The organism is Aminobacter sp. Y103A (genome assembly GCF_030294925.1).
GTDB classification, from domain to species: domain Bacteria; phylum Pseudomonadota; class Alphaproteobacteria; order Rhizobiales; family Rhizobiaceae; genus Aminobacter; species Aminobacter ciceronei.
This window is the reverse complement of the sequence record NZ_AP017986.1, coordinates 4,162,573-4,185,431: the sequence shown is the minus strand read 5'-3', so window position 1 is coordinate 4,185,431 and position 22,859 is coordinate 4,162,573. Positions and strand designations below refer to the sequence as shown.

Below are 22,859 nucleotides of genomic sequence, written 5' to 3'. Positions count from 1 at the left end.
CAAGGAGTTCTTTATGGGCACACCGACCAGACCGCCGCTGGAGGATCTCGCCAAGAGGCTCCAGCGCAGCCGGGCCGAACGTGAGCGCAGGCCGCGCGACGGGTTCCTGCGCGAGACCTTCGTGTTGCCGCGCAACGACGCACGGCTCAAGGCGCAGGAGTGGTTCTCGCGCTGGCCGAAGCAGGCTTACTGGACCGAGATCGAAAGCTGGTTCGAGCGCCCCGGCGACGTCATCGAGTTCACCATCCGCCGCCTGCCGACATCGGACTGATCTTCTCTAAACCGAGACTGAGTCGGGCTGCCGCGCAACCGCAGCTGGCGTCTGCAAGCCATTGGTGCGAGATTCCAAACTGCCCTTCGGTGCCCTGGCTAACCAGTCGGCCGTTTCGCAAATCCCTTGACCAGGATCGGTCCCGTCGGCTTCCCGGTCGGCGAGCCCGGGCGCGGTTCGAGCGTGATCTCGTAGAGCTGGTCGGCCGCGGGCACAGGCAGCGTCTGGCCCTTGAGCGTGGTCACCTCGGCGCTGGACAGCGTGCCCAGCGAAACCGGGCCGACCGAGGCGTCGTAGAGCGTCCACACCTGCATGATCTTGTCCTGCGGCACCTCGAAATCGGCAAGCGGGATGATCTTGACGCTGTTGTCGGCAAAGGCCTCGAACACCGCTCCCGTGGTGTTGTCGGGCGTCTGCAGCACCACGAGCACAACCGGCTCCGGCACCGTCTTCATGACGAAGCCGCCGGCATAGCCGAGGCCGAACGCGGCCGCGAGCGACGCTGCCAGGGCGAGTTTGCGCCAGGGGGGCGTATGCGTCGCGCTGTTCTGATTGGCAGCGTTTTGTGCCGGCGGTGAGGTGCCGTGGTCCTGCGGCAGGGTTGCAATCTTGCCCAGGATTTCGTCCCACATGCCGGCAGGTACCTCGGCGGGCTTCGCCGTGTGGTCGAGGCTGGACATGCGTTCGGCGAGCCGTCGCACTGTCTCGGCAAATTCCGGGTCGCGCTCCATATCGCGCTCCGCTTCGGCGCGGGCGTCATCATCCAGCAGACCGAGCACATAGTCGCCGGCGTGGGCAAAGCGTTCGTTGTCGCGGCTCATGACAGGCACTCCTGCAAGGCGATGACGCCGCGGCGAATCCAGGCTTTGACGGTGCCCAGCGGCGCGTTCAGCTTCGCTGCGATCTCGCCATGTGTGTAGCCCAGCACATAGGCCAGCAGGATCGACCTGCGCCGCGCCTCATCCAACTGGCTCAGGCAATGCTTGAGCGCGTCGGTCTCGTCGAGAGCCTCGAAGGCCGCGTCGGCGCTGCTGTCGCTTTCGCCGTGCCTGGCCATGTCGTCACCTGTCAGACGGAGGCGCTGGCCGTCACGCAGCATGTTGAGCGCGCGGTTGCGGACGATGGTGGTCAGCCAGGCGCGGGCACTGCCGCGCGCCGGGTCGAAGCGCGGCGCATGCTTCCAGGCGGCGATGAAGCCTTCCTGTACTGCTTCCTCGGCGAGATCCTTGCGGCGCAGGATGCGGCGGGCGATGGCGATCAGCCTGCCGGCCTCGCTGGCGAAAAGGTCGCCGAGCGCCTCGCGGTCGCCGCTTGCGACCCGAAGCATCAGGCCGTCACAGAATTGGTCGCTTCGTTCGACAGCCGACATGCGGTCCCTTCTCGCCCGTTTGCAATGATACACGCCGGATGCATCTGGGGATGCAAGCCCTTCTGAGAAATTTGCGGCGTCCTGCATCCAGAACCCGATCTCGTGGGTAAGGCCGGCGAGCGACGCAAAATCACCAGCGCTCACCGACCAATGAGAAGGAGATCGACATGAACCGCATCGCACTGCATATCGCCCTTGCCGGCACAATGCTCGCCGGCTTTTCCGCAGCGGCAGTGGCTGCTCCGGCGCTTGGCCTTTCCGGCGACAAGACCTTGATCTGGTTCGACACCGACAAGCCGGGCGAGGCCAGGAAGATCGAGGTGACCGGGGTCGACAAGCTCCATGGAATCGACCTGCGATCGTCCGATAACATGGTCTATGGCTTGGCCGGCGACGGCTCGCTGGTCACCATCAACCTCGACACCGGTGCGGCTGCGGCGGTGTCGAAGCTGTCCAAGCTGCCGCCCGAGGGCGCCAAGGTCAGCGTCGACTTCAACCCGGCAGCCGACAAGCTGCGCGTTATTGCGTCCGACGGCACCAATCTGCGTGTCGATCCCGCGACCGGCGCGGTAACCGAAGACGGCAAGCTCGCCTTCGAGGCTGGCGATGCGAGCGCCGAGATGCCGACTGAGATCATTGCCACCGCCTATACCAATTCCTTCGGCAAGCCCGAAAAGACGGCGATGTACGACATCCATGCCGGCGGGCTGTTCCTGCAGCAGACCAAACCGAATGACGGTACACTGAAGACGATCGGCAAGCTCGGCATCGAGCCCGGCGACGCCGTCGGCTTCGATATCCAGACGTCGGAAGATGGCGCCAACACCGCGTGGCTGGCCACAGGCGGCATGCTCTACAAGGTCAACATGGAGAGCGGTGCTGCCGAAAAGGCGGGCGAGGGCCTCGATGCCGGCTTACGCGACCTGGCTATCCTGCGCTGACGCATCGAACACCACTGATCCGGGGAGGCAACGCCCCGGGTCGGCCTGTTTCACTCCACCAGCAGCCGCCGCGGCCCTGGGCCCTGGCGCGCCAGCCGGTCCTCGCGGTTGCGCAGCGGGCACTTGTCGATCGACATGCAGCCGCAGCCGATGCAGTCGGTCAGGCCGTCGCGCAGCTTCTTCAACTGTTCGATGCGGTGGTCGAGGTCGTGGCGCCAACCCGTTGAAAGCAGACTCCAATCTTCACGCGTCGGCGTGCGCCCGTCAGGCAGGGCGGCGAAGGCGGCGGCAATGTCGGCGAGCGAGATGCCGACGTCCTGGGCGATCCGGATCACGGCCACACGGCGCAGCACGTCCCTGGAGTAACGCCGCTGGTTGCCCGCCGTGCGGTGGCTGTGGATCAGCCCGCGCGTCTCGTAGAAATGCAGCGCCGAAACCGCAACGCCGCTGCGCTTTGCCACCTCGCCGACAGTCAGTTCGCTTGCCATCGAAATTTCCCGCTTGACCTCAATATTAGTTGAGGTTGTACGAGGATATCCTTCACCGTGCAAGGAAGGATGACGACATGGCGAGATCCGCTGCAGACGACTGGAACGACGGTTTGCCAGGAGGCTGTTTCGCCGCGGCCGCACTGCGACTCGCGGCAGCCATTTCAGCCGAGCTGGCGCATCGCCTCGCCGGAAACCATCGCAGCAGCCAGCGCGACGTTGAGGCTGCGACCGCCGCCGGGCATCAGGATGAGCAGCCGCTCGAAGGCGAGATCGTGGATGTGATCCGGCACACCGGCCGATTCGCGGCCGACCATGACGACGTCGCCTGGCTCGAAGCGGAAATCCGTGTAGGGCAGGGTGGCTTTCGTCGACAGCAGCACCAGGCGTCGGCCTTCGCCTCGGCGCCAGTTCTCGAAGCGGTCGAAGTCGACGTGCCGGGTCAACGCCGCCATTTCGAGATAGTCCATGCCGGCGCGTTTCAGCGAACGGTCGGAGATGTCGAAGCCGGCGGGTTCGATCAGGTCGACGGCGACGCCAAGGCAGGCGGCCATGCGCAGGATGGTGCCGGTGTTGCCGGCGATGTCGGGCTGGTAGAGCGCGATGCGGAATGGGCCGTTCATGTTGATATCCTAATCTGTGGCAGCAAGGCCACAGCAAGTCGTGCCCAAGCAAAAAGTGAAGATGATGCTGTGGCGTTCTGCCGCGAAGGGGAGTATACGGCCTGCATTGTCAACCCGAACCGATGGAGGGGTACATGATGCTGCTTGACACACACCGCCCCGACTGTGGGCGACGTACTGCCTGAGGGCGGACCGGTTCGACGACTTTTCCTGACAATTCCAGGCATATTCGCATCGCGGTCCGCAGAAGCCCTTATCCGGTTTTCGAAGGACAATTCCGATGTTTGTCAACATCCCCACCGGGCACAACGCCCGTAACGAACACGACTCTGCATTTTTCGCCCACCGCAACGAGTTAGCTGAAGCAAGGCACCATGCCATGATGCTGGCGCTCGGCGCGCATCAGCCCAAGGCGCACCCTCCTGTACGCCGGCGGCCGCATCGCGGCATGCTGCCAGACGTCGACCTGTCGAATGTCGTCGTCGATCCCAGCTACAGGCCGCTGTTCGGCCGCATCGCTGCCCTGATCGGCCGGCTTGCCGGCCGGTTGGGTGCTACCCGGCCTGCTGCCGGAACGATGCCAGGAGGCAATAGCTGAGGATTCGCCGAATCCTCAGCGGCCCCCTACATTTCGAAAGCCCCCGCCGGCTCTTAACTCCGAGAATCCGGCGTAATATGGCCGTGCCAGTGACCTTCCAAGATACGTCCCACGCGGAATTCGCCGCGTGCAGCATACCGAACTGAGAGACTGAAATGTTCCGCTGGTTTGAAAACAGACTGAATCCGTTCCCGGTGGAGGAACCGGTCGAGCCGCCGAAGACGCTGGTCGCCTTCTGCCTGCACTACACCAAGGGTGCCTGGCTCTACATCATTATCGCCGCCGTGCTGACGTCGCTGATCGCGCTTGCGGAAGTGTGGATGTTCGGCTTTCTCGGCAACATCGTCGACTGGCTGTCGGCCCAGAACCGCGAGACCTTCCTTCAGAACGAAGGCTGGAAGCTCGCCGGCATGGCCTTCATCGTCATGGTCGTGCTGCCGGGCATGGTGGTGCTGCAGTCGCTGGTCAACCAGCAGACGCTGATGGGCAACTATCCCATGCGCATCCGCTGGCAGGTGCACCGCTACCTGCTCAAGCAATCGATGAGCTTCTACCAGGACGAATTCGCCGGCCGCATCGCCACCAAGCTGATGCAGACCGCACTCGCCGTGCGCGAATGCGTGGTCAAGCTGATCGACGTGCTCAACTACGTCATTGTCTATTTCATCGGCGTGCTGATCATCGTCGGCTCGGCCGACCTGCGCCTTGCCGCCCCCCTGATCGTGTGGCTCGTCTGCTACGTGCTGTTGCTGCGCTACTTCGTGCCGCGTCTCGGCAAGCTGGCTGAAGAGCAGGCCGACGCGCGCTCGACAATGACCGGCCGCGTCGTCGACAGCTACACCAACATCCAGACCGTCAAGCTGTTCTCGCATTCACGCCGCGAGGCGACCTTCGCCAGGGAAGGCATGTCGCTGTTTATGGATACGGTCTACCGTTCGATGCGCCTGGTGACCTCGCTCTACGGCGTGCTCTATTTGCTCAACTCGACGCTGCTTCTGTCGGTTGGCATCCTGTCGATCTCGCTGTGGCTCAACGGCGCCGTTTCCATCGGCGCGGTCGCGGTCGTACTTGGCCTGGTGCTGCGCCTTTGGGGCATGTCGCAATGGATCATGTGGGAGGTCTCCGGCCTGTTCGAGAGCATCGGCACCGTCCAGGATGGCATCACTTCGATCGCCATGCCGCGCCTGGTCGAAGACAAGTCCGAGGCAAAGGAGATCGTCGTCGACAAGGGCGGCATTGCCTTCGACAATGTGCGTTTTCACTACGGCAAGAAGAAGGGTGTCATCGAGGATCTCACGCTCAACGTTCGTCCTGGCGAGAAGGTCGGTATCGTCGGCCGCTCGGGTGCCGGCAAGTCGACGCTGGTCAACCTGCTGCTGCGCTTCTACGACATCGAAGGCGGCCGCATCCTGATCGATGGGCAGGACATTTCGGCCGTCCAGCAGGACAGCCTGCGCGCCCGCATCGGCATGGTGACGCAGGACACCTCGCTGCTGCACCGCTCGGTCGCCGACAACATACTCTACGGCCGTCCCGACGCCACCGAAGAGATGATGATCGAGGCGGCGCGGCGCGCCGAAGCACTCGACTTCGTCGCCACTCTTGCCGATCCCAAGGGCCGCAAGGGTTTCGCGGCGCATGTCGGCGAGCGCGGCGTCAAGCTGTCGGGTGGCCAGCGTCAGCGCATCGCAATCGCCCGTGTCATGCTCAAGGACGCGCCGATCCTGATCCTCGACGAGGCGACGTCGGCGCTCGACTCCGAGGTCGAGGCGGCGATCCAGGAAAACCTCTATCGACTGATGGAAGGCAAGACCGTCATCGCCATCGCCCATCGGCTGTCCACCATCGCCGCGATGGACCGCCTGGTGGTCATGGACAAAGGCCGCATCGTCGAACAGGGCAGCCATGACGAACTGGTCGCCAAGGGCGGCATCTACGCCGCCCTCTGGCAACGCCAATCCGGCGGCTTCCTGCTCGACGACGTTGTGGATGCGGCGGCTAACGACGGCGAGGCCAAGAGCCAGGCAGCAGAGTAGTGTGGATCGATGTCGAGGCCTTCCGCCGGTGCGGAAGGCCTCTTTCATTTCGGATGGCGGGGCCAGCCCTCCTCATTTTGTGAACATGCCGCCCAAGATTCGCCTGGCTTGGCGGCACGTTTCTCCTGCCAAGTCACGGTTGCCTCAATGGTCGGTTTGGGCCGAAAATAGTGAGTCGTTGCAGCCGGATAGCCCAGAGAGCTGATGAACAGAATCTACAAATGGTTCGAAAGCTGGGTCTATCCCTTCCGGGAACCTAGGAATCTCAGGCCGCCGGCGACAGTCTGGGGCTTCCTCTGGCATTATGTCGGTCAGGCGAAATTTGCCTTCTTCGCCATGCTGGTCATCGGCGGCATCGCCCCCCTTGTCGAGGCCGGGCTGTTCTATTTCGTCGGCCGCCTCGTCGATATCCTCGACGGCTTGCCCGCCGATCGTAGCTGGGCGGCACTGTGGGATGTCGCGGGGCCCGAAGTGCTGTTCATGGCGCTCGTCGTGCTGGTCATCCGCACGTTCGTCGTCGGCTTGTCTGCGCTCGTCGACGAACAGACGATCACGCCTGGCTTCTACAACCTCGTACGCTGGCAGGCGCATCGCCATGTTTCGCGCCAGTCCTATTCCTTCTTCCAGAACGACTTTGCCGGCCGCATCGCGACAAAGGTCTGGCAGGCTGGGCAGGCGACCGGCGACCTGATGGAAAGCTTCATAGAGGTTGTCTGGTTCATGCTGGTCTACACCGTCACCACGCTTGCGGTGGTCGCCGGCCTCGACTGGCGGCTCGCGGCACTTGTCGTCGTGTGGATCGTCGCCTTCGGCTTCCTCGCCAACCATTACCTGCCGTCGATCCGCAAGCATGCAGAGGCGACCGCCGAGGCCGGCTCGATGATCAACGGCCGTATCGTCGACAGCTATTCCAACGTGCAGACGCTGAAGCTGTTCGCTGCCGACGGCGACGACCGCTACATCCGCTCCGGCTTCGACATCTATCTCGATGCGCTGCGGCCGTTCACCCGCAGGCTCACCGGTGTGCGCCTGGCGCTGACGGCACTGTCGGGCGTCATGATTACGGCCATCGCCTGGTATTCGATCCATCTCTGGATCGAGGGCGCGATCACTGTCGGCGCCGTCGCCTTCACGCTCAGCCTCGTGTTGCGCCTTAACATGCTGCTTGGCCGGCTGATGATGCAGCTCAACGGAATCCTCAGGAATCTCGGTGTGCTTGAAAACTCCAAGGCGCTGATCAGCCAGCCGCTTGGCCTTTTCGACAGGCCCGATGCCGGAGAGCTGGCGGTCAAGGGCGGCGAAATCCGCGCCGACAAGGTGGTCTTCCACTATGGCAAGGGGGGCGGCGTGCTCGACGGCATCGAGCTTGTCGTCAAGCCGGGCGAGAAGGTCGGCATCGTCGGCCCGTCGGGCGCCGGCAAGACCACGCTCGCCAATCTCATCCTGCGCCTCTACGATCTTGAGGGCGGGCGCATCCTCATCGACGGCCAGGACATTTCAACCGTCACGCAGAATTCGCTGCGCGGCCAGATCGGCGTCGTCAGCCAGGACACGGCGCTGTTCCACCGTTCACTGCGCGACAACATCAAGCTCGGCAAACCCGATGCATCGGACGACGAGGTCGTTGCCGCCGCACGCAAGGCCGAGGCGCACGACTTCATCCAGACGCTCGCCGACAATCGTGGCCGCCAAGGCTACGATGCCTTCGTCGGCGAACGCGGTGTCAAGCTGTCGGGCGGCCAGCGCCAGCGCGTGGCGATCGCCCGCGTCTTCCTCAAGGATGCGCCGATCCTCATCCTCGACGAGGCGACCTCGGCGCTCGACAGCGACATCGAGGCGGCGATCCAGGAAAACCTGCATGCGCTGATGCAGAACAAGACGGTGCTCGCCATCGCTCACCGCCTGTCGACAATCGCAGCCCTCGACCGGCTGGTCGTGCTCGACAAGGGCGGCATCGCCGAGCAGGGCACCCATGACGAACTGCTCGCACTCGACGGCCTCTACGCTCGCCTGTGGAAACGCCAGTCCGGCGGCTTCCTGTTCAACGAGGATGGCGTGCTCGACGAATCGAGGCCGGCGTGATGGTTACTGTCGTGCGAGGCACCCCCCTCTGGCCCGGCGATCTCCCGCGCAAGGGGGAAGATCGTGCCTTCATCCGCGCCGCGCCCAAATGCAGAGGTCGAAACGAAGTCTCGTGCGACGCTGCAGAAAATGGCACGATGGCGACGCGCCTGATCTCCACCGGTGCCTCGCGCCAATATTTGCGACAGGCCTCGCACCGACCTCGGCATCGTGCCTCATGCCAACCTCAACTGAGCATCTGGTGCCAATCTGCGCGATGCGCCTCGCGCCACCCCGTGCTGGGTACCTCCCGCCAGCCCGCGCGGAGCACGCCATGACCCCCGACCCCCTCCGCGAAAAACTCTGGCGCCGCCTCGAAGGCGCGATCGACCCGTTCCAGGACACCGACCGCGAAGTCCTGCCGGAGAGCGCCTGGGCCTTCATCCTCTACTTCGCCCGCCAGGCGAAGGGTCCGTTCACGCTGCTCTTGATCAGCGGCTTTTTGGCCGGCGCCATCGACGCCGCCCTCTACTGGTCGGTCGGCTGGCTCATCGACCTGCTCGACGCCACCACCCCGCAGCGCCTGTTCGCCGACCACTGGCCCGAGCTTGCCGGATTGCTCGTTCTGATCCTTGTGGTCCGTGCCGTCATCATCATCGGCTCGGCGATCGTCGAACAGCAGGTCGTGGTGCCTGGCTTCTTCTTCATGGTGCGCTGGCAGGCGTTCCGGCGTGTCATCGAACAGCCCTGTGACTTCTACCAGAACGATTTCGCCGGCCGCATCGCCACCAAGATCGTGCAGGGCGGCGAGGCCGTCGGCGACTTCATCGTCAACGTGCTGCAGACGATGTGGGCCTTCCTCACCTTCGTGTTGTTGTCCTTGACCATCCTTGTCTCGCTCGACCCGCTGATGGGGGCGGTGGTGCTCGCCTGGTTCCTCGGCTACGCCGCGATCGTCTATTTCCTTCTGCCCGAGATGCGCCGGGCCGGCCGTGCCACCGCCGACCAGCGCTCGATCTTCAATGGCCGCCTTGTCGATGCCTTCACCAACATCATGGCGGTCAAGCTGTTCGACAGCGGCCGGCGCGAGCATGCCTATGTCCGCGACGGGCTCGAAAGCTATCTCGGCGCAGTATTCAGGCTGACCCGCTCGATCACGACCGTGCGTTCGGCGGTGGCGCTGATCAACGGCGTGATGATGACGGCGGTGGCTGCCATCTGCATAGTCAGCTGGTCGCGTGGCGACATCTCCACCGGCGCCATCGCCGCGGCCCTCGGCCTCGTTTTCCGGCTCAACCAGATGTCGGGCTGGATGATGTTCAACATCAACGGGCTCGTCCGCAACTACGCCACCATCCAGGACGCCACCCGCACCATCTCAGTGCGGCCGGCGATCCGCGATGCTGAAAATGCCGCTGTCCTGCCGCGCGCTTCCGGCGACATCCTGTTCGACAACGTCTCCTTCCACTACGGCAAGGGCAGCGGCGTGATCGAAAACCTCAATCTGCACATCCGGCCGGGCGAGCGCGTGGCGCTCGTCGGTCCTTCAGGTGCCGGCAAGACCACCATCGTCAACCTCGCGCTGCGCCTGTTCGACGTCGAGCAGGGGCGCATCATGATCGATGGTCGCGACATTCGCGACATCACCCAGGCCTCGCTGCGCGCCCAGTTCGGCGTCGTCAGCCAGGAAGCGATGCTGATGCACCGCTCGATCTCTGACAACATCGGTTATGGCAGGGCAGGGGCGTCGCAGGCCGAGATCGTCGATGCCGCCCGCCGTGCCGCTGCCCACGACTTCATCGTCGACGTCGCCGATCCACGCGGCCGCCGCGGCTACGACGCCCATGTCGGCGAGCGCGGTGTCAAGCTGTCGGGCGGCCAGCGCCAGCGTGTGGCGATCGCCCGTATGATGCTCAAGGACGCGCCGATCCTTATCCTCGACGAGGCGACCTCGGCGCTCGACTCCGAGGTCGAGGCGGCGATCCAGGACAATCTTGACCGGCTGATGGAAGGCAAGACCGTCATCGCCATCGCCCACCGGTTGTCGACGATTGCCGCCCTCGACCGGCTGATCGTGCTCGACGAGGGCCGCATCGTCGAGGAGGGCAGCCACGACGCGCTGATCGCCAAGGGCGGGCTTTACGCGCAATTGTGGAAGCGCCAGTCCGGCGGTTTTCTGGCCGACCGGCTTGCCGCGGAGTAGGATCGCGCCATGTCCTCCGTCCGCCCGCCCTCCATTCTGTCCAACCGTTCCGAACAGACGCTCAACGTTCTCGAATACGAGTTCCTCGCCGAAAAGGCGGCAGCCCTTGGCCGCGCCGGAGAGCGGGTCGGCGAAGCCCTGGCCAAGCTCTATGCGCATGAGGGCGACGCCGAGCAGCGCCGTGTGCTCGTCAAGGCTGCGGCGGACGCGGTCTATGCCTATTTCATCCAGCGCGAGCTGTGCGGCCTGCGCAAGCATGACGATGCCATCCGCGACTATGCGATCCCGCGCGAGGTGCTGGTGCGACTCGGCGCGAGTTGAGCTTTGGCGATGCTTTGCAAGTGCAGGCGCAGCCAGTCGTCGCCGACCTCAAACCGCGCGCATGTCAGGGACTGCTGAACAACCCGCAAACCCGCTGCGGCGAGCGCTTTGGCAGGGGTTTTCCACTGCTTTGCATCGCCCCCGCGACAATCTGCCCATGTGCCGTATGCCGTCTGGACAAAAAGGGCCTTCACGCATAAACCGAAGTCCAAATGCCGGAGGAATTCGCTAGCCTGGTTGCCATGCGCTGTCGGGCTTGCATCGTTGAGCGGGGACAATTGCTCAGCCTCTGGTTGGAATTGAGGCAAAAGGATCAGTCCCGTGAGCGCAACCGATACGAGCGAGCCAAATCGCCGCGATTTTCTCTATGTCGCTACCGGCATGGCCGGTGCAGTCGGCGCTGCCGCCGTGGCTTGGCCCTTCATCGACCAGATGCGCCCGGACGCTTCGACGCTCGCCGCTTCGTCGGTCGAGGTTGACGTTTCGTCGCTCACGCCAGGCATGTCGCTGACCGTCAAGTGGCGCGGCAAACCTGTCTTCATCCGCAACCGCACCCCCGAAGAGATCAAGGCGGCGCAGGAAGTGCCGATGGCCGACCTCAAGGATCCGGTCGCGCGCAACGCCAACATTTCGAGCGACGCCCAGGCGACCGACATCGATCGCACCGCCGGCGAAGGCAAGGAAAACTGGCTGGTCATGGTCGGCGTCTGCACCCATCTGGGCTGCGTGCCGCTCGGCCAGCAGGGCGATTTCGGTGGCTGGTTCTGCCCGTGCCACGGCTCCCACTACGACACGGCGGGCCGCATCCGCAAAGGACCGGCGCCGGAAAACCTTCACATACCGAATTTCCAGTTTCTTTCCGACACGACGATCCGGATAGGCTGAGGCAGGGGGACATAATTCCATGAGCGGTGGACACTCGACCTATTCGCCCAAAACCGGCATCGGCCGCTGGATCGACGCACGCATGCCGCTGCCGCGGCTGGTGCACGACTCGTTCGTTTCCTACCCGGTTCCGCGCAACCTGAACTACGCCTACACCTTCGGCGGCATCCTCTCGATCATGCTGGTGGCGCAGATCCTTACCGGCGTCGTGCTGGCCATGCATTATGCCAACGACACGACGCTCGCCTTCCAGTCGGTCGAAAAGATCATGCGCGACGTCAACTCCGGTTGGCTGCTGCGCTATATGCACTCGAACGGTGCGTCGTTCTTCTTCATCGCCGTCTACATCCACATCATGCGCGGTCTCTACTACGGCTCCTACAAGGCGCCGCGTGAGCTGCTGTGGATTCTCGGCTGCATCATCTACCTCCTGATGATGGCGACCGGCTTCATGGGCTACGTTCTGCCCTGGGGTCAGATGTCCTTCTGGGGCGCCACCGTCATCACCGGCTTCTTCACCGCCATTCCTTTGGTCGGCGAGTGGGTCCAGCAGCTGCTGCTCGGCGGCTTCGCCGTCGACAATCCGACGCTGAACCGCTTCTTTGCCCTGCACTACCTGCTGCCGTTCATGATCGCCGGCGTTGTCGTGCTGCACGTCTGGGCCCTGCATGTTACCGGCCAGACCAATCCGACCGGCATTGAAGTGAAATCGAAGACCGACACCGTCGCCTTCACGCCCTATGCGACCATCAAGGATGGTTTCGCCATGGTCGTGTTCCTGGCCGTGTTCGCCTACTTCATCTTCTACATCCCGAACTTCCTCGGTCACCCCGACAACTACATCCAGGCCGACTCGCTGAAGACGCCTGCGCACATCGTTCCGGAATGGTACTATCTGCCGTTCTACGCGATCCTGCGCGCCGTCACCTTCAACATCGGGCCGATCGACTCCAAGCTTGGTGGCGTGCTCGCCATGTTCGGTTCGATCGCCGTGCTGTTCGTCGTGCCGTGGCTCGACACCTCGAAGGTCCGTTCGGCCGTCTACCGTCCGTGGTACAAGCTGTTCTTCTGGCTCTTCGTCATCAACGCGATCTTCCTCGGCTGGCTCGGTTCGCGCCCCGCTGAAGGTGCCTATGTGATCATGTCGCAGCTGGCCACGCTCTACTACTTCGCATTCTTCCTGGTCATCATGCCGGTTCTTGGCCTGATCGAGACCCCGCGCCGCTTGCCCAACTCGATCACCGAAGCGGTGCTCGAGAAGAACAAGGGCGGCTCGGCTCATCCGGCCGGTGCAAACGCTGCGCCCGAAACCCGCGGCTGAACCAACGAGAATCTGAAAGGGATTTTGGAATGAAAAAGATTCTCAACGGTCTGGCGGCCATCGGCTTCCTTCTCGCCGGCACCGCAGGCGCGGCGGTCGCTGCCGAGGAAGCGAACCACGCTGCCGAGCCGACGCACTTCCCGATCCACAAGCCGAAGGAAATGGACTGGACCTTCGCCGGACCGTTCGGCACCTTCGACAAAGGCCAGCTGCAGCGCGGCCTCAAGATCTACAAGGAAGTGTGCTCGGCCTGTCACTCGATGAACCTGGTGGCGTTCCGCACGCTCGAGGACCTCGGCTACTCCGAAGCGCAGGTCAAGGCGTTCGCCGCCGAGTATGAAGTGCAGGACGGTCCGAACGGCGAAGGCGAGATGTTCACCCGCAAGGCGCTGCCCGGCGATCACTTCCCGTCGCCCTTCCCGAACACGGCCGCCGCTGCCGCCGCCAATGGTGGTGCTGCTCCGCCCGACTTCTCGCTGATCGCCAAGGCGCGCGGCGTCGAACGCGGCTTCCCGACCTTCGTCTTCGACATCTTCACGATGTACGCGTCGAACGGCCCCGACTACATCCACGCGCTGCTTACCGGCTATGACGAACAGCCGCCGGCCGGAATGGAAATCGCCGAGGGTACGCACTACAATCCGTTCTTCATCGCCGGCAAGTCGCTGGCTATGGCCAAACCGCTTTCGGACGGCCAGGTGACTTACGAGGATGGTTCGCCCGAGACCGTCGAGCAGTATTCGCGCGACGTCGCTGCCTTCCTGATGTGGGCTGCCGAGCCGCATCTCGAGGCACGCAAGCAGACCGGCTTCGCGGTCATGATCTTTCTGGTGCTGTTCGCTGGCCTGGTCTACGCCACCAAGCGCAGGGTCTGGGCCAACGTCGCCCACTAAGCCGCACCGCAGACTCATAGTGAAGGGCGCTCACAAGGCGCCCTTTTCTTTTGCCTTCCAAACCGTCACAACTTCCGCTGCATCTCCGGTGCCGAACCGGGACGATGCGCGAACCATAGCGCCAGGGCGTTGATTGCGGGGAGGCCCCCGCGGCGCCGCCGGCAACGGAGCCCCCGCCGATGAATACCTCGCTCGAACAGACGCTGCTCGGCGCCATCAGGACGATCCCCGACTATCCGCGCCCCGGTGTGATGTTCCGCGACATCACCACGCTGCTCGGCAATGCACGCGCCTTCCGCCGTACCATCGACGAGCTCGTTCATCCCCATGCCGGCGCCAAGATCGACCAGGTCGCTGGCATCGAAGCACGCGGCTTCATCCTCGGCGGCGCCATCGCCCACCAGATGTCTGCCGGCTTCGTGCCGATCCGCAAGAAGGGCAAGCTGCCGCACGAGACCGTGCGCATCGCCTACAGCCTCGAATACGGTCTCGACGAGATGGAGATGCACAAGGACGCGGTCAAGGCAGGCGAGAAGGTCATCCTCGTCGACGACCTCATTGCCACCGGCGGCACTGCCGAAGCGGCCGTCAAGCTGTTGCGCCAGATCGGCGCCGACATCGTTGCCGCCTGCTTCATCGTCGACCTGCCCGAGCTCGGCGGCCGCAAGAAGCTCGAAGCTCTCGGCGTCGACGTCCGTACGCTGATTTCGTTCGACGGGCATTGAGCGCCACTGCTCCTTGAGGCGTTGTATCGACGCCTCTGCACTTTTCCAATCTAGTTGCTGCACATTTTGCCTCGCCGCGAACCCTGAGGCCGCTTGCGCCGGCTCTACCGCATATCGTCTTGACGGCATGCGGAGCCTGACGCTTTCGTTGCAGTTCATAGCGGTGCCGTCTGGGCCGCCAGCGGCTGAAACAATCGAAACACTCCCGCGCCGGTTCAGAAAAACAGCTGAAATCGACGCGGCGTAGGACTGGACGTGCCGCGAGTGCGGCAGGTTCAACCGGCCAAGCGCGCCCTCCATTGCCCGAACCCAAGATCGCGGCAGAGGCGCGAGCGCGTCTTGTTCCCCAACACGAGTGTTCAACAATGCTGAAGTCAACTGCTTCGCACGAGTTTCCCGAGCGGCTGCGCGCGCGCCTCATCGGCCAGGATGAACCCGGCTATGAGGCGGCGCGCAGCCTCTACAACGCCATGATCGAGAAAAGGCCGCGCTGGATCGTGCCCTGCGCCGACGTCGGCGACGTGGTTGCGGCGGTCAATCATGCCCGCGACCGGCAACTGCTCGTCGCCATTCGCGGCGGCGGCCACAATGGCCCGGGCCTGGGCAGCTGCGACGGCGGCATGGTCATCGACATGTCGCCGATGAAGCGCATCGATATCGATCCGATCAGCCGCATCGTCCGTGTCGAGGCCGGCTGCACCCAAGGCGATGTCGACCGGGCGACCAGCGCGCACGGGCTGGCGGTGCCGGCCGGCATCGTCTCCAGCACCGGCATCGCCGGGCTGACGCTTGGCGGCGGCACCGGCTATCTCACTCGCAAGCATGGCCTGACCATCGACAACCTGCTCGCGGCCGAGGTCGTTCTGGCCGATGGCAGCGTCGTCACCGCAAATGCCCAAGAGCATCCAGAGCTGTTCTGGGCGCTACGCGGCGGCGGCGGCAATTTCGGTGTCGTCACCCGCTTCACCTTCCAGGCCCATCCGGCCAAGGACGTCTATGCCGGGCCGATCTTCTACGACATCGCCCATGCTGCCGAGATCATGCGATGGTACCGCGACTTCCTTCCGGGGGCGCCACGCGAGCTCGGCATGTTCTTCGGCATGAAGACCGTACCTTCTTGCGATCCGTTCCCGCGCGAGATCTGGGGGCGGCGCATCTGCGCGCTGATCAGCTGCTACAACGGAACCGAGACGGATGGCATCAGGGCGATGCAGCCGATGCGCGAAGCACTCCCCGAGCCGCTGATGGATGGCATGATGACGATAGGCTTCGCCGACCTGCAGGGGCTGTTCGACCCGCTGCTGCCCAAGGGGCTGCACTGGTACTGGAAGGGCGACTATGTCGACGAGCTGTCGGATGCGGCCATCGCCGCCCATGTCGCGCATGGCTCGAAGAGCCCGAGCGAGCTGTCGCTGATGCATCTCTACCCCATCGACGGCGCCGTCCACGACGTGGCCCCCGATGCCACCGCCTGGGGCGCACGGCGTGCCCGCTGGTCGATGGTCATCGCCGGCATCGACCCCGACCCGGCGAAAGGGGCCGAGCTGAAGCACTGGGCCAGCGCCTACTGGGCCGCGGTGCACAAGCACAACCCACATGGCGGCGCCTACATCAACTTCATGATGGATGACGAGGGCGAAGAACGCGTCCGCGCCGCCTTTGGCGACAACTACCAGCGCCTCGTCGCCGTCAAGCGCCGCTACGACCCGGCAAACCTGTTCCGGGTCAACCACAACATCCGGCCATAAGCTGGCGCCTGCGACGAACATGCTGCCATCCGTGGGAAACTTCTCCACGGGTGGCGGATTGTTCTTGCGGCGCGCTCCCGATTCCAGTCGCCAGCGTCGTGATCCCTCGCACTCCCCTTTGGCCTGCCGGCCATCTCCCCCACAAGAAGGAAGATTAGTCGCGTCGCAGGCGGCGCCCTTTCTGAGAGGTTGCAAGGGGGGAGCAGCTGTGTCGGTGACTAGGCGAGGCGTCTATGAAGGCCTGATCTCCCTCCTTGTGGGGGAGATGGCCGGCAGGCCAGAGGGGTGCGAAGCATCGAGAGGTGGAAGGTTGGCTTCGTACGGCACCCTCCGAGGCAAGGGAGATTGGGGGCAGATCATAACTGAGAGATCCTGGCTCTGCCCTTCATCCGGCCCTTCGGGACCACCCTCTCCCCGTAGACGGGGCGAGGGGAATGTCCAGCGTTACTCCACCTTCACCAGGACGGCGCTGTCGAACTCGATGACCTTGTCGCCCGTGCTGTCGAAACCCTCCGAGTGCAACGTCATCATCCTCCAGCCGGGGCGGGTGGCGAGCGGACGGTGGTCGATGCCGCGGCGGGTGAAAGTCACCGTTTCGCCGGCGAAGACCGGCTTCAGCCATTTCAGGTTCTTGAAGCCGGGCGAGGGGCCGAATTCGGGCTTTGGTCCGGGCCCGTCCCAGGCGCGGCCGCGATGGGCGAGGTTGAGCTTCATCCACGCCGCCGTGGTGTGCCAGCCTGAGGCGCAGAGGCTGCCGAAGACGCTTGCCTTTGCTGCCTCCTCGTCGGTGTGAAACGGCTGGGGATCGTATTTGCGGGCAAAGTCCTTGATCGCCTCGGCGCTGAAATGATGGCTGCCAAGCGTGATGGTGACACCGATACCGAGATACTCGTCGAGGGTCATTGTGCTGCCTCGCGGGTCAGGAACATGCAGGTGTTGACCAGCTCGAAGACCGGCTCACCCTTCTGGTTGGCCAGTTCGGCGCGCCAGCTGACGAAGCCGAGCCCAGGCTTCGACTTCGACAGGCGGCTCGACAGGATGGTCAGTTTGCCGGAAAGCAAGTCGCCTGCAAGCACCGGCTTCTTCCACTTCGCGTAGTCGATGCCGGGCGCGCCCTGCGAGGTCGAGTTCAGCAGCAGCGCGTCGCACAGCATGCGCATGAACATCGAGCAGGTGTGCCAGCCCGAGGCCGCCAACCCGCCGAGAATGCTCGCCTTGCCGGCTTCCTCGTCGAGGTGGAAGAGCTGGGCGTCGAACTCCGAGGCAAACTCGATGATCTCCTCGGCGACGACGGTCTTGCTGCCGAGGTCGATGATCACGCCCTCCGCGAGGTCCTCATAGGCCCATGTCTTGCTGCTGCGCATCGGCAATCCTGTTCAAGCTTGTACGATAACCTTGGACCGGCCTCGCGGGGCGCGCAAGGCCGGCTGCAGGGCAATCATTGGCTCAGAGCCAGCCGCGGCGGCGGAACCACCAGAACGGCAGCACGGCCGAAATGACCATCAGGCCGATTGCCATGGGATAGCCGAGCATCCAGCGCAGCTCCGGCATCAGGTCGAAGTTCATGCCGTAGATCGAGGCGACAAGCGTCGGAGGCAGGAACACCACGGCCGCCACCGAGACGATCTTGATGATGCCGTTCTGCTCGATGTTTATCATGCCGAGCGTGGCATCAAGCAGGAAGGTGATCTTTTGCGACAGGAACGAGGCGTGGTCGGTCAGCGACAGCACGTCGCGCGACAGCGTCTTGACCCGTGCCTTGGCGTCCTTGCCGTTCTTGCCCTGGGCCAGCGCGTTGGCGAGGAAGCCGGACAGGCGTTGCAGCGAGGTCAGGCTGTCGCGGATGTTCGACGTAAGAGACTCTTTGCGGCCGAGGGTCTTGAGGACCTGCTGAAAGTCGCGGTCCCGCTTCGAGGCCTTGGTCGCCGTCGGGTTGAAGATGTCTTTCGACAGCAGCTCGATGTCGCGCGACACCCGTTCCAGCACGTCGGCGAGGCGATCGACGATCGCCTCCAGCAGCCCGACGAGGATGGTCTCGCCCGACGTGCAGCCGATTGCCGCCTTCTCGGCGCGCACAGGGAATGACAGGAACGCCTTCGGCTCGTGATAGCGGATGGTGACCAGCAGGTTGCGGCGCAGGACGAAGGTGACCGGCGACATCACCGGGTCGTCGCTGTCGGCCTGCGACGGCAGCGTCGCCGTCATGAAGTAGGCGCCGTCCTCGACATAGAGCCGGGACGAGATCTCGATCTCCTCCATCTCCTCGCGCGTCGGAACGCCGACGCCAAGCCACTGCTCGACTTCGGCCTCTTCTTCTCGGGTCGGGTTGAGCAGGTCGGCCCAGACAATGCTGTCTTTCGCGGCCGCAATGGAGTCTGCAAGGCGCAGACGATCGTTTTCCACGACGAATGCCTTGATCATCGCCGGTCTCCCACATTTGGAGCTGATATCATGCCCGGTCGCGGGCGGGGTTAAAGGATTGTGCCGGCGGGGGCACGAAAGGGCCGGGCCAGCGCCTAGGCGCGATAGACCCGCGCGGCTGCGACGTCAAGTTGCAAGTCGGTAAGGTGCGGCGGGCATGCGGGCGCCGCGACCGAGGTGGCTGGGGGCGCAGTCCTCCATGGCAATCGAGGAGATCGTCGCCGCCCCGCCAAGCTCAGAAGAACTCGTCGAGCAGTTGGTAGTATGCGAGCCGCGCCGGTTCGGCGTCCGGCAGGCCGTAGCGTTCCAGAAACGGCGCCACCCATTGCTGGCCGAGATTGAAGTGGATGCTCCAGCAGAGAATGCCGAGATCCTGGCAGCGGTCGGCGACGCCGAGCCGACTGCAGTCGATGAAGCCGGAGAAGCGGCCGCCATCGGCGATGAAATTGGGCATCGACGCGTCGCCATGGGTGACGACAAGGTCTTCCTTGCCGGCGGGCCGGCGCGCCAGCAGTTGCTCGAACACGACTTCGGCGGGCTGGCCCAGCCATTCGTCGTCGAAGTCCTCGACGTCGACCACGCCCGCTACCATGCGCGTCCGGGCAACCTCGATGCGTGCCGAAAGCCTGTGATCGAAGGGGCAGGAGGCGATGTCGAGTGCATGCAGCCGGCGCAGGGCGTTGGCCATGATGGCGACAGCCTGCTCGGGGGGAACCTCGTGCGAAACGAGGTCTTGTCCGGCGACGGCTGTCATCAGCAGCCAGTGCGTTCCGGCGTGAGTCTCGAAAGCCAGGACCTCAGGGCAGGGGATGTCCTGGCCGTCCAACCAGCGCAGGCGCGCCACCTCGTCGGGCAGTTCGGCGAAATCGCCTGTCGCCTCGGTCTTGAGGAACAGTGTCGGCTTGCCGGCAGCAGCAAGCTTGAACACGCCGGCATTCGAATGGCCGATGGTCTGCCGGTCCCAGCTGTAACTAGCCAGTGCCTCGCGCAGCAACGCGGGAAGATCCATCTCGACATGTGCGTGCTGTGTCATCCGGCCCCTCAAGAGACAATTGCTGCGCGGGCAGCATCGCCGCCGTGTCGCTTGGGGCGCAGATAGGTATTCGCAGCTGAGCCGTCGAGAACAATCCAGTTGATCGTGTCCAACGCTGGTGATGAGGCTGCCTGAAGAGGAGTGAGCCTCGAGCCGGTCCAAGTGCTGGATTTGGCCGTATGACGTCGCCATCCTGGACAAACAAAAAAGGCCGGGATGCCCCCGACCTTTCTCTAGCGTCTCAACATCCAGTGCCAGTACATCCGTGGTCAAAGGTGGAGACGATCTGCAAATCTCCAGGCGACCCTAGTCAGCCTTGCTTAGCAAAAGGTTAACGCTGCGAGGGCGCAGACTGAAAAGCGGGCTTGCAAAGGCCGGGTGATCGGACGGTCTCATTGCCAAAAGAAAAGCCCCGCAACGCGGGGCTTTCGAAGGCGCATGAGATGGAGCCAGGCGATCAGGTGTTGAACTTGAACAGCATCACGTCGCCGTCCTGGACGACATATTCCTTGCCTTCGTCGCGTGCCTTGCCGGCTTCCTTGGCCGGGACTTCGCCGCCGAGGGTGACGAAGTCGTTGAAGGCGATGGTCTGAGCGCGGATGAAGCCGCGTTCGAAGTCGGTGTGGATGACGCCGGCGGCCTGGGGTGCCTTGGCACCCTTGTGCACGGTCCAGGCGCGCGTCTCCTTCGGACCCACGGTGAAGTAGGTGATGAGGTGCAACAGCTCGTAGCCGGCGCGGATGAGCTTATCGAGGCCCGGCTCGTCGAGCCCCATGTCGGCCAGGAATTCCTGAGCTTCCCCGTCGGGCAGCTGCGCCACTTCGGCCTCGATTGCCGCCGAAATGATGACGACGCCGGCGCCCTGCGCCTCGGCCATCTTCTGGACGGCCGCGGTGTGCTCGTTGCCGGTCGCGGCATCGCTTTCGGCGACGTTGCAGACATAGAGCACCGGGTGCGAAGTCAGAAGGTTCAGGCCCTGCAGGATGGCGAGGTCGTCGGCCGCGATGCCCTTGAGCAGCAGGCGGGCCGGCTTGCCGTCCTGGAGCAGCGCCAGCGCCTGTTCCATCATCGGCAGGACTGTGGTCGCTTCCTTGTCCTTGCTGGCACCGCGCTTGCGGAACTGCACGATGCGGCGCTCGAGGCTTTCGAGGTCGGCGAGCATCAGCTCGGTCTCGACCGTCTCGGCGTCCGCGACGGGGTCGATGCGCCCCTCAACATGGGTGATGTCGTCGTCTTCGAAGCAGCGCAGCACGTGCACGATGGCGTCGACCTCGCGGATGTTGGCCAGGAACTGGTTGCCCAGGCCTTCACCCTTCGAGGCGCCGCGCACCAGGCCGGCGATATCGACGAAGGAGATGCGGGTCGGAATGATCTCCTTCGATTTGGCGATGTTGGCCAGTTGCTTGAGACGCGGGTCCGGCACCGCAACCTCGCCGGTGTTCGGCTCGATGGTGCAGAAGGGGTAGTTCGCCGCCTGCGCGGCAGCGGTGCGCGTCAGCGCGTTGAAAAGCGTCGATTTGCCAACGTTGGGCAGGCCAACGATGCCGCATTTGAAACCCATGGTCTTTTGGTCCTATCGGGAAATCGGAATTTGAACAGGGCTATGGGCGATAGGGCCTTAGATCGTCAAGTCTTTCAGCGTCGCACGCGGTTCCGCGCATGGCATCCGTCAGTCGGGATTCTTGTCATACGCCTTGATCTCCGGCGGCAGGACGACCCATGAATGGCGGCGGCAGTCGTAGACGGAATCTTCCGGCGCTGGAAAATCCGGGTCGGCGAAACCGCCGACGGCGACCGCCACAAACGCGCTTTCGGCACCGACTTCGGTGTGGAACAGGCTGGTGCCGCAGACCGGGCAGAACCGGAAGGTGTAGCGGGAGCCCCGATCGCCAACGCGCAAATATTCCGTCGCCGTGCCCGTCACCGTGTAGGGCGGGGCGAAAGCGGCAAGGGCGGCGAAGACGCTGCCGGTGCGGCGCTGGCAGGCAAGGCAATGGCAGACGCCGACACCGAGCGGCGCGCCGCCGACAACGATACTAAGCTGCCCGCAGGAGCAGGATGCGGTACGGGATTGCATGGTGGCACCTCGCCTGACGGTTGCGTCGGACCAAAGGGCATTACGCGCCCTTATCGCACGAACCGAAGCGGATGTCTTTGTTGCCGCTCAGTCCTTGCCGAGCAGCTTCTTCAGCATCGCGGCCATCGGCCCGGTCTCCGGCACCTTGACGGCAGGCTGGTTCGGACGGGCCTGGCGTATGTGGCTCTGGGCCTTCGGCGCCTGTGGTTTGGCGGCCTTCGGCGGCGGCGCGTCGCTGGCACCAGTCGGCTGAAGCTTGTCGCGCAGCCCGACGGTGACCTTGTTCATGAAGCCGTTGTCGTCGCCCTTGGTCAAAAGTTCGGCGCTGTCGGCAAGGAGGTCGAGAAGAACGTCGAGCCACTCCTTGTCGGCCTTGGCGAAGTCGCCAAGCACGTGGCCGTGGACCATCTCCTTGACGCCGGGATGGCCGATGCCGATGCGGACGCGACGGTAGTCCCTGGCGATGTGCTGGTCGATGGAGCGGATGCCGTTGTGGCCGCCGGCGCCGCCGCCAACCTTGACCCTCACCTTGCCGGCAACGAGGTCCAGCTCGTCATAAAAGACAGTGAGTTCGGCAGGGGCAAGCTTATAGAAACGCATGGCCTCGCCGACCGACTGGCCGGACAGGTTCATGAAAGTCTGAGGCTTGATCAGGACGATCTTTTCGCCGGCAATGTTGCCCTCGGCGACCAGGCCCTTGAACTTCTTTGTCCAGGGCGAAAACGAATGGCGGCGGGCAATTGCGTCCGCCGCCATGAAGCCGACATTGTGCCGGTTGTTCTGGTATTGCGTACCCGGATTGCCGAGACCTGCAAAGAGCAGCATGTGTCGGGTTCTCCGGGTAT

The 22,859-nt window shown here is 64.0% G+C and carries 23 protein-coding genes; 12 read left to right on the top strand and 11 right to left on the bottom strand.

Features of this window, described 5'->3' with window-relative positions:
• Window positions 1-13: 13 nt before the first annotated feature.
• Window positions 14-271: a hypothetical protein gene (locus tag Amn_RS20535; RefSeq protein WP_184766810.1), complete on the top strand. Its 258-nt coding sequence runs from the start codon at window positions 14-16 to the stop codon at window positions 269-271.
• Between the two features lie 98 nt (window positions 272-369).
• Here the strand turns inward: Amn_RS20535 and Amn_RS20530 are convergent, their stop codons facing one another.
• Entirely contained in the window at window positions 370-1,092 is a 723-nt protein-coding gene (locus Amn_RS20530) for an anti-sigma factor (protein ID WP_263006398.1), read from the bottom strand.
• Complete coding sequence (locus Amn_RS20525) at window positions 1,089-1,640, bottom strand: sigma-70 family RNA polymerase sigma factor (protein WP_286291244.1); 552 nt, start codon at window positions 1,638-1,640, stop codon at window positions 1,089-1,091. The genes Amn_RS20530 and Amn_RS20525 overlap by 4 nt, the downstream gene beginning before the upstream one ends.
• Window positions 1,641-1,807: 167 nt before the next feature.
• Between Amn_RS20525 and Amn_RS20520 the strand changes: the two genes are divergently transcribed.
• On the top strand, window positions 1,808-2,581 hold the full coding sequence (locus Amn_RS20520; RefSeq protein ID WP_263006400.1) for a DUF4394 domain-containing protein: 774 nt from the start codon (window positions 1,808-1,810) through the stop codon (window positions 2,579-2,581).
• Between the two features lie 50 nt (window positions 2,582-2,631).
• Here Amn_RS20520 and soxR read toward each other — a convergent pair whose 3' ends face one another.
• Together soxR and Amn_RS20510 are read right to left on the bottom strand one after the other, a co-directional pair.
• Complete coding sequence (soxR, locus tag Amn_RS20515; protein WP_154384750.1) at window positions 2,632-3,069, bottom strand: redox-sensitive transcriptional activator SoxR; 438 nt, start codon at window positions 3,067-3,069, stop codon at window positions 2,632-2,634.
• A gap of 164 nt (window positions 3,070-3,233) precedes the next feature.
• Entirely contained in the window at window positions 3,234-3,692 is a 459-nt protein-coding gene (locus tag Amn_RS20510; protein ID WP_263006401.1) for a tRNA (cytidine(34)-2'-O)-methyltransferase, read from the bottom strand.
• 280 nt (window positions 3,693-3,972) lie between these two features.
• Between Amn_RS20510 and Amn_RS20505 the strand changes: the two genes are divergently transcribed.
• The 10 genes from Amn_RS20505 to Amn_RS20460 all read left to right on the top strand — a co-directional run bounded on the left by Amn_RS20505 (window position 3,973) and on the right by Amn_RS20460 (window position 16,483).
• A complete protein-coding gene (locus tag Amn_RS20505; protein WP_263006402.1) occupies window positions 3,973-4,290 on the top strand; it encodes a hypothetical protein in 318 nt (105 codons plus the stop codon).
• 155 nt (window positions 4,291-4,445) lie between these two features.
• Complete coding sequence (locus Amn_RS20500; protein ID WP_067959362.1) at window positions 4,446-6,326, top strand: ABC transporter ATP-binding protein; 1,881 nt, start codon at window positions 4,446-4,448, stop codon at window positions 6,324-6,326.
• A gap of 204 nt (window positions 6,327-6,530) precedes the next feature.
• Complete coding sequence (locus tag Amn_RS20495; protein ID WP_286291234.1) at window positions 6,531-8,408, top strand: ABC transporter ATP-binding protein; 1,878 nt, start codon at window positions 6,531-6,533, stop codon at window positions 8,406-8,408.
• A gap of 313 nt (window positions 8,409-8,721) precedes the next feature.
• A complete protein-coding gene (locus tag Amn_RS20490) occupies window positions 8,722-10,590 on the top strand; it encodes an ABC transporter ATP-binding protein (RefSeq protein WP_286291232.1) in 1,869 nt (622 codons plus the stop codon).
• A gap of 9 nt (window positions 10,591-10,599) precedes the next feature.
• Entirely contained in the window at window positions 10,600-10,911 is a 312-nt protein-coding gene (locus tag Amn_RS20485; RefSeq protein WP_067959373.1) for a DUF6665 family protein, read from the top strand.
• 381 nt (window positions 10,912-11,292) lie between these two features.
• Window positions 11,293-11,796, top strand: coding sequence for a ubiquinol-cytochrome c reductase iron-sulfur subunit (petA, locus tag Amn_RS20480; RefSeq protein WP_245432124.1), 504 nt, complete (start codon window positions 11,293-11,295; stop codon window positions 11,794-11,796).
• A gap of 19 nt (window positions 11,797-11,815) precedes the next feature.
• Window positions 11,816-13,117 (top strand): cytochrome b, encoded by a 1,302-nt coding sequence (locus Amn_RS20475; protein ID WP_067959379.1) that lies wholly within the window; start codon window positions 11,816-11,818, stop codon window positions 13,115-13,117.
• A gap of 29 nt (window positions 13,118-13,146) precedes the next feature.
• Window positions 13,147-14,010, top strand: coding sequence for a cytochrome c1 (locus Amn_RS20470; protein WP_067959383.1), 864 nt, complete (start codon window positions 13,147-13,149; stop codon window positions 14,008-14,010).
• A gap of 179 nt (window positions 14,011-14,189) precedes the next feature.
• Entirely contained in the window at window positions 14,190-14,735 is a 546-nt protein-coding gene (locus Amn_RS20465) for an adenine phosphoribosyltransferase (protein ID WP_067959386.1), read from the top strand.
• A gap of 365 nt (window positions 14,736-15,100) precedes the next feature.
• Window positions 15,101-16,483, top strand: coding sequence for an FAD-binding oxidoreductase (locus Amn_RS20460; protein ID WP_286291220.1), 1,383 nt, complete (start codon window positions 15,101-15,103; stop codon window positions 16,481-16,483).
• 444 nt (window positions 16,484-16,927) lie between these two features.
• Here the strand turns inward: Amn_RS20460 and Amn_RS20455 are convergent, their stop codons facing one another.
• The 7 genes from Amn_RS20455 to pth form a co-directional block, all read right to left on the bottom strand.
• Window positions 16,928-17,386: a MaoC family dehydratase gene (locus Amn_RS20455; protein ID WP_067959392.1), complete on the bottom strand. Its 459-nt coding sequence runs from the start codon at window positions 17,384-17,386 to the stop codon at window positions 16,928-16,930.
• Window positions 17,383-17,847 carry a MaoC family dehydratase gene (locus Amn_RS20450; RefSeq protein ID WP_286291216.1) on the bottom strand — a complete coding sequence of 155 codons (465 nt, stop codon included), beginning with the start codon at window positions 17,845-17,847 and terminating at the stop codon, window positions 17,383-17,385. The genes Amn_RS20455 and Amn_RS20450 overlap by 4 nt, the downstream gene beginning before the upstream one ends.
• An 82-nt stretch (window positions 17,848-17,929) precedes the next feature.
• Entirely contained in the window at window positions 17,930-18,904 is a 975-nt protein-coding gene (gene corA, locus Amn_RS20445; protein ID WP_067959398.1) for a magnesium/cobalt transporter CorA, read from the bottom strand.
• A gap of 235 nt (window positions 18,905-19,139) precedes the next feature.
• On the bottom strand, window positions 19,140-19,937 hold the full coding sequence (locus Amn_RS20440; protein WP_286291214.1) for an APH(3')-II family aminoglycoside O-phosphotransferase: 798 nt from the start codon (window positions 19,935-19,937) through the stop codon (window positions 19,140-19,142).
• 457 nt (window positions 19,938-20,394) lie between these two features.
• Window positions 20,395-21,498 carry a redox-regulated ATPase YchF gene (gene ychF, locus Amn_RS20435; RefSeq protein ID WP_286291212.1) on the bottom strand — a complete coding sequence of 368 codons (1,104 nt, stop codon included), beginning with the start codon at window positions 21,496-21,498 and terminating at the stop codon, window positions 20,395-20,397.
• 108 nt (window positions 21,499-21,606) lie between these two features.
• A complete protein-coding gene (locus Amn_RS20430) occupies window positions 21,607-22,014 on the bottom strand; it encodes a GFA family protein (protein WP_286291209.1) in 408 nt (135 codons plus the stop codon).
• Window positions 22,015-22,101: 87 nt separating this feature from the next.
• On the bottom strand, window positions 22,102-22,839 hold the full coding sequence (gene pth, locus Amn_RS20425; RefSeq protein ID WP_286291206.1) for an aminoacyl-tRNA hydrolase: 738 nt from the start codon (window positions 22,837-22,839) through the stop codon (window positions 22,102-22,104).
• Window positions 22,840-22,859 lie beyond the last annotated feature (20 nt).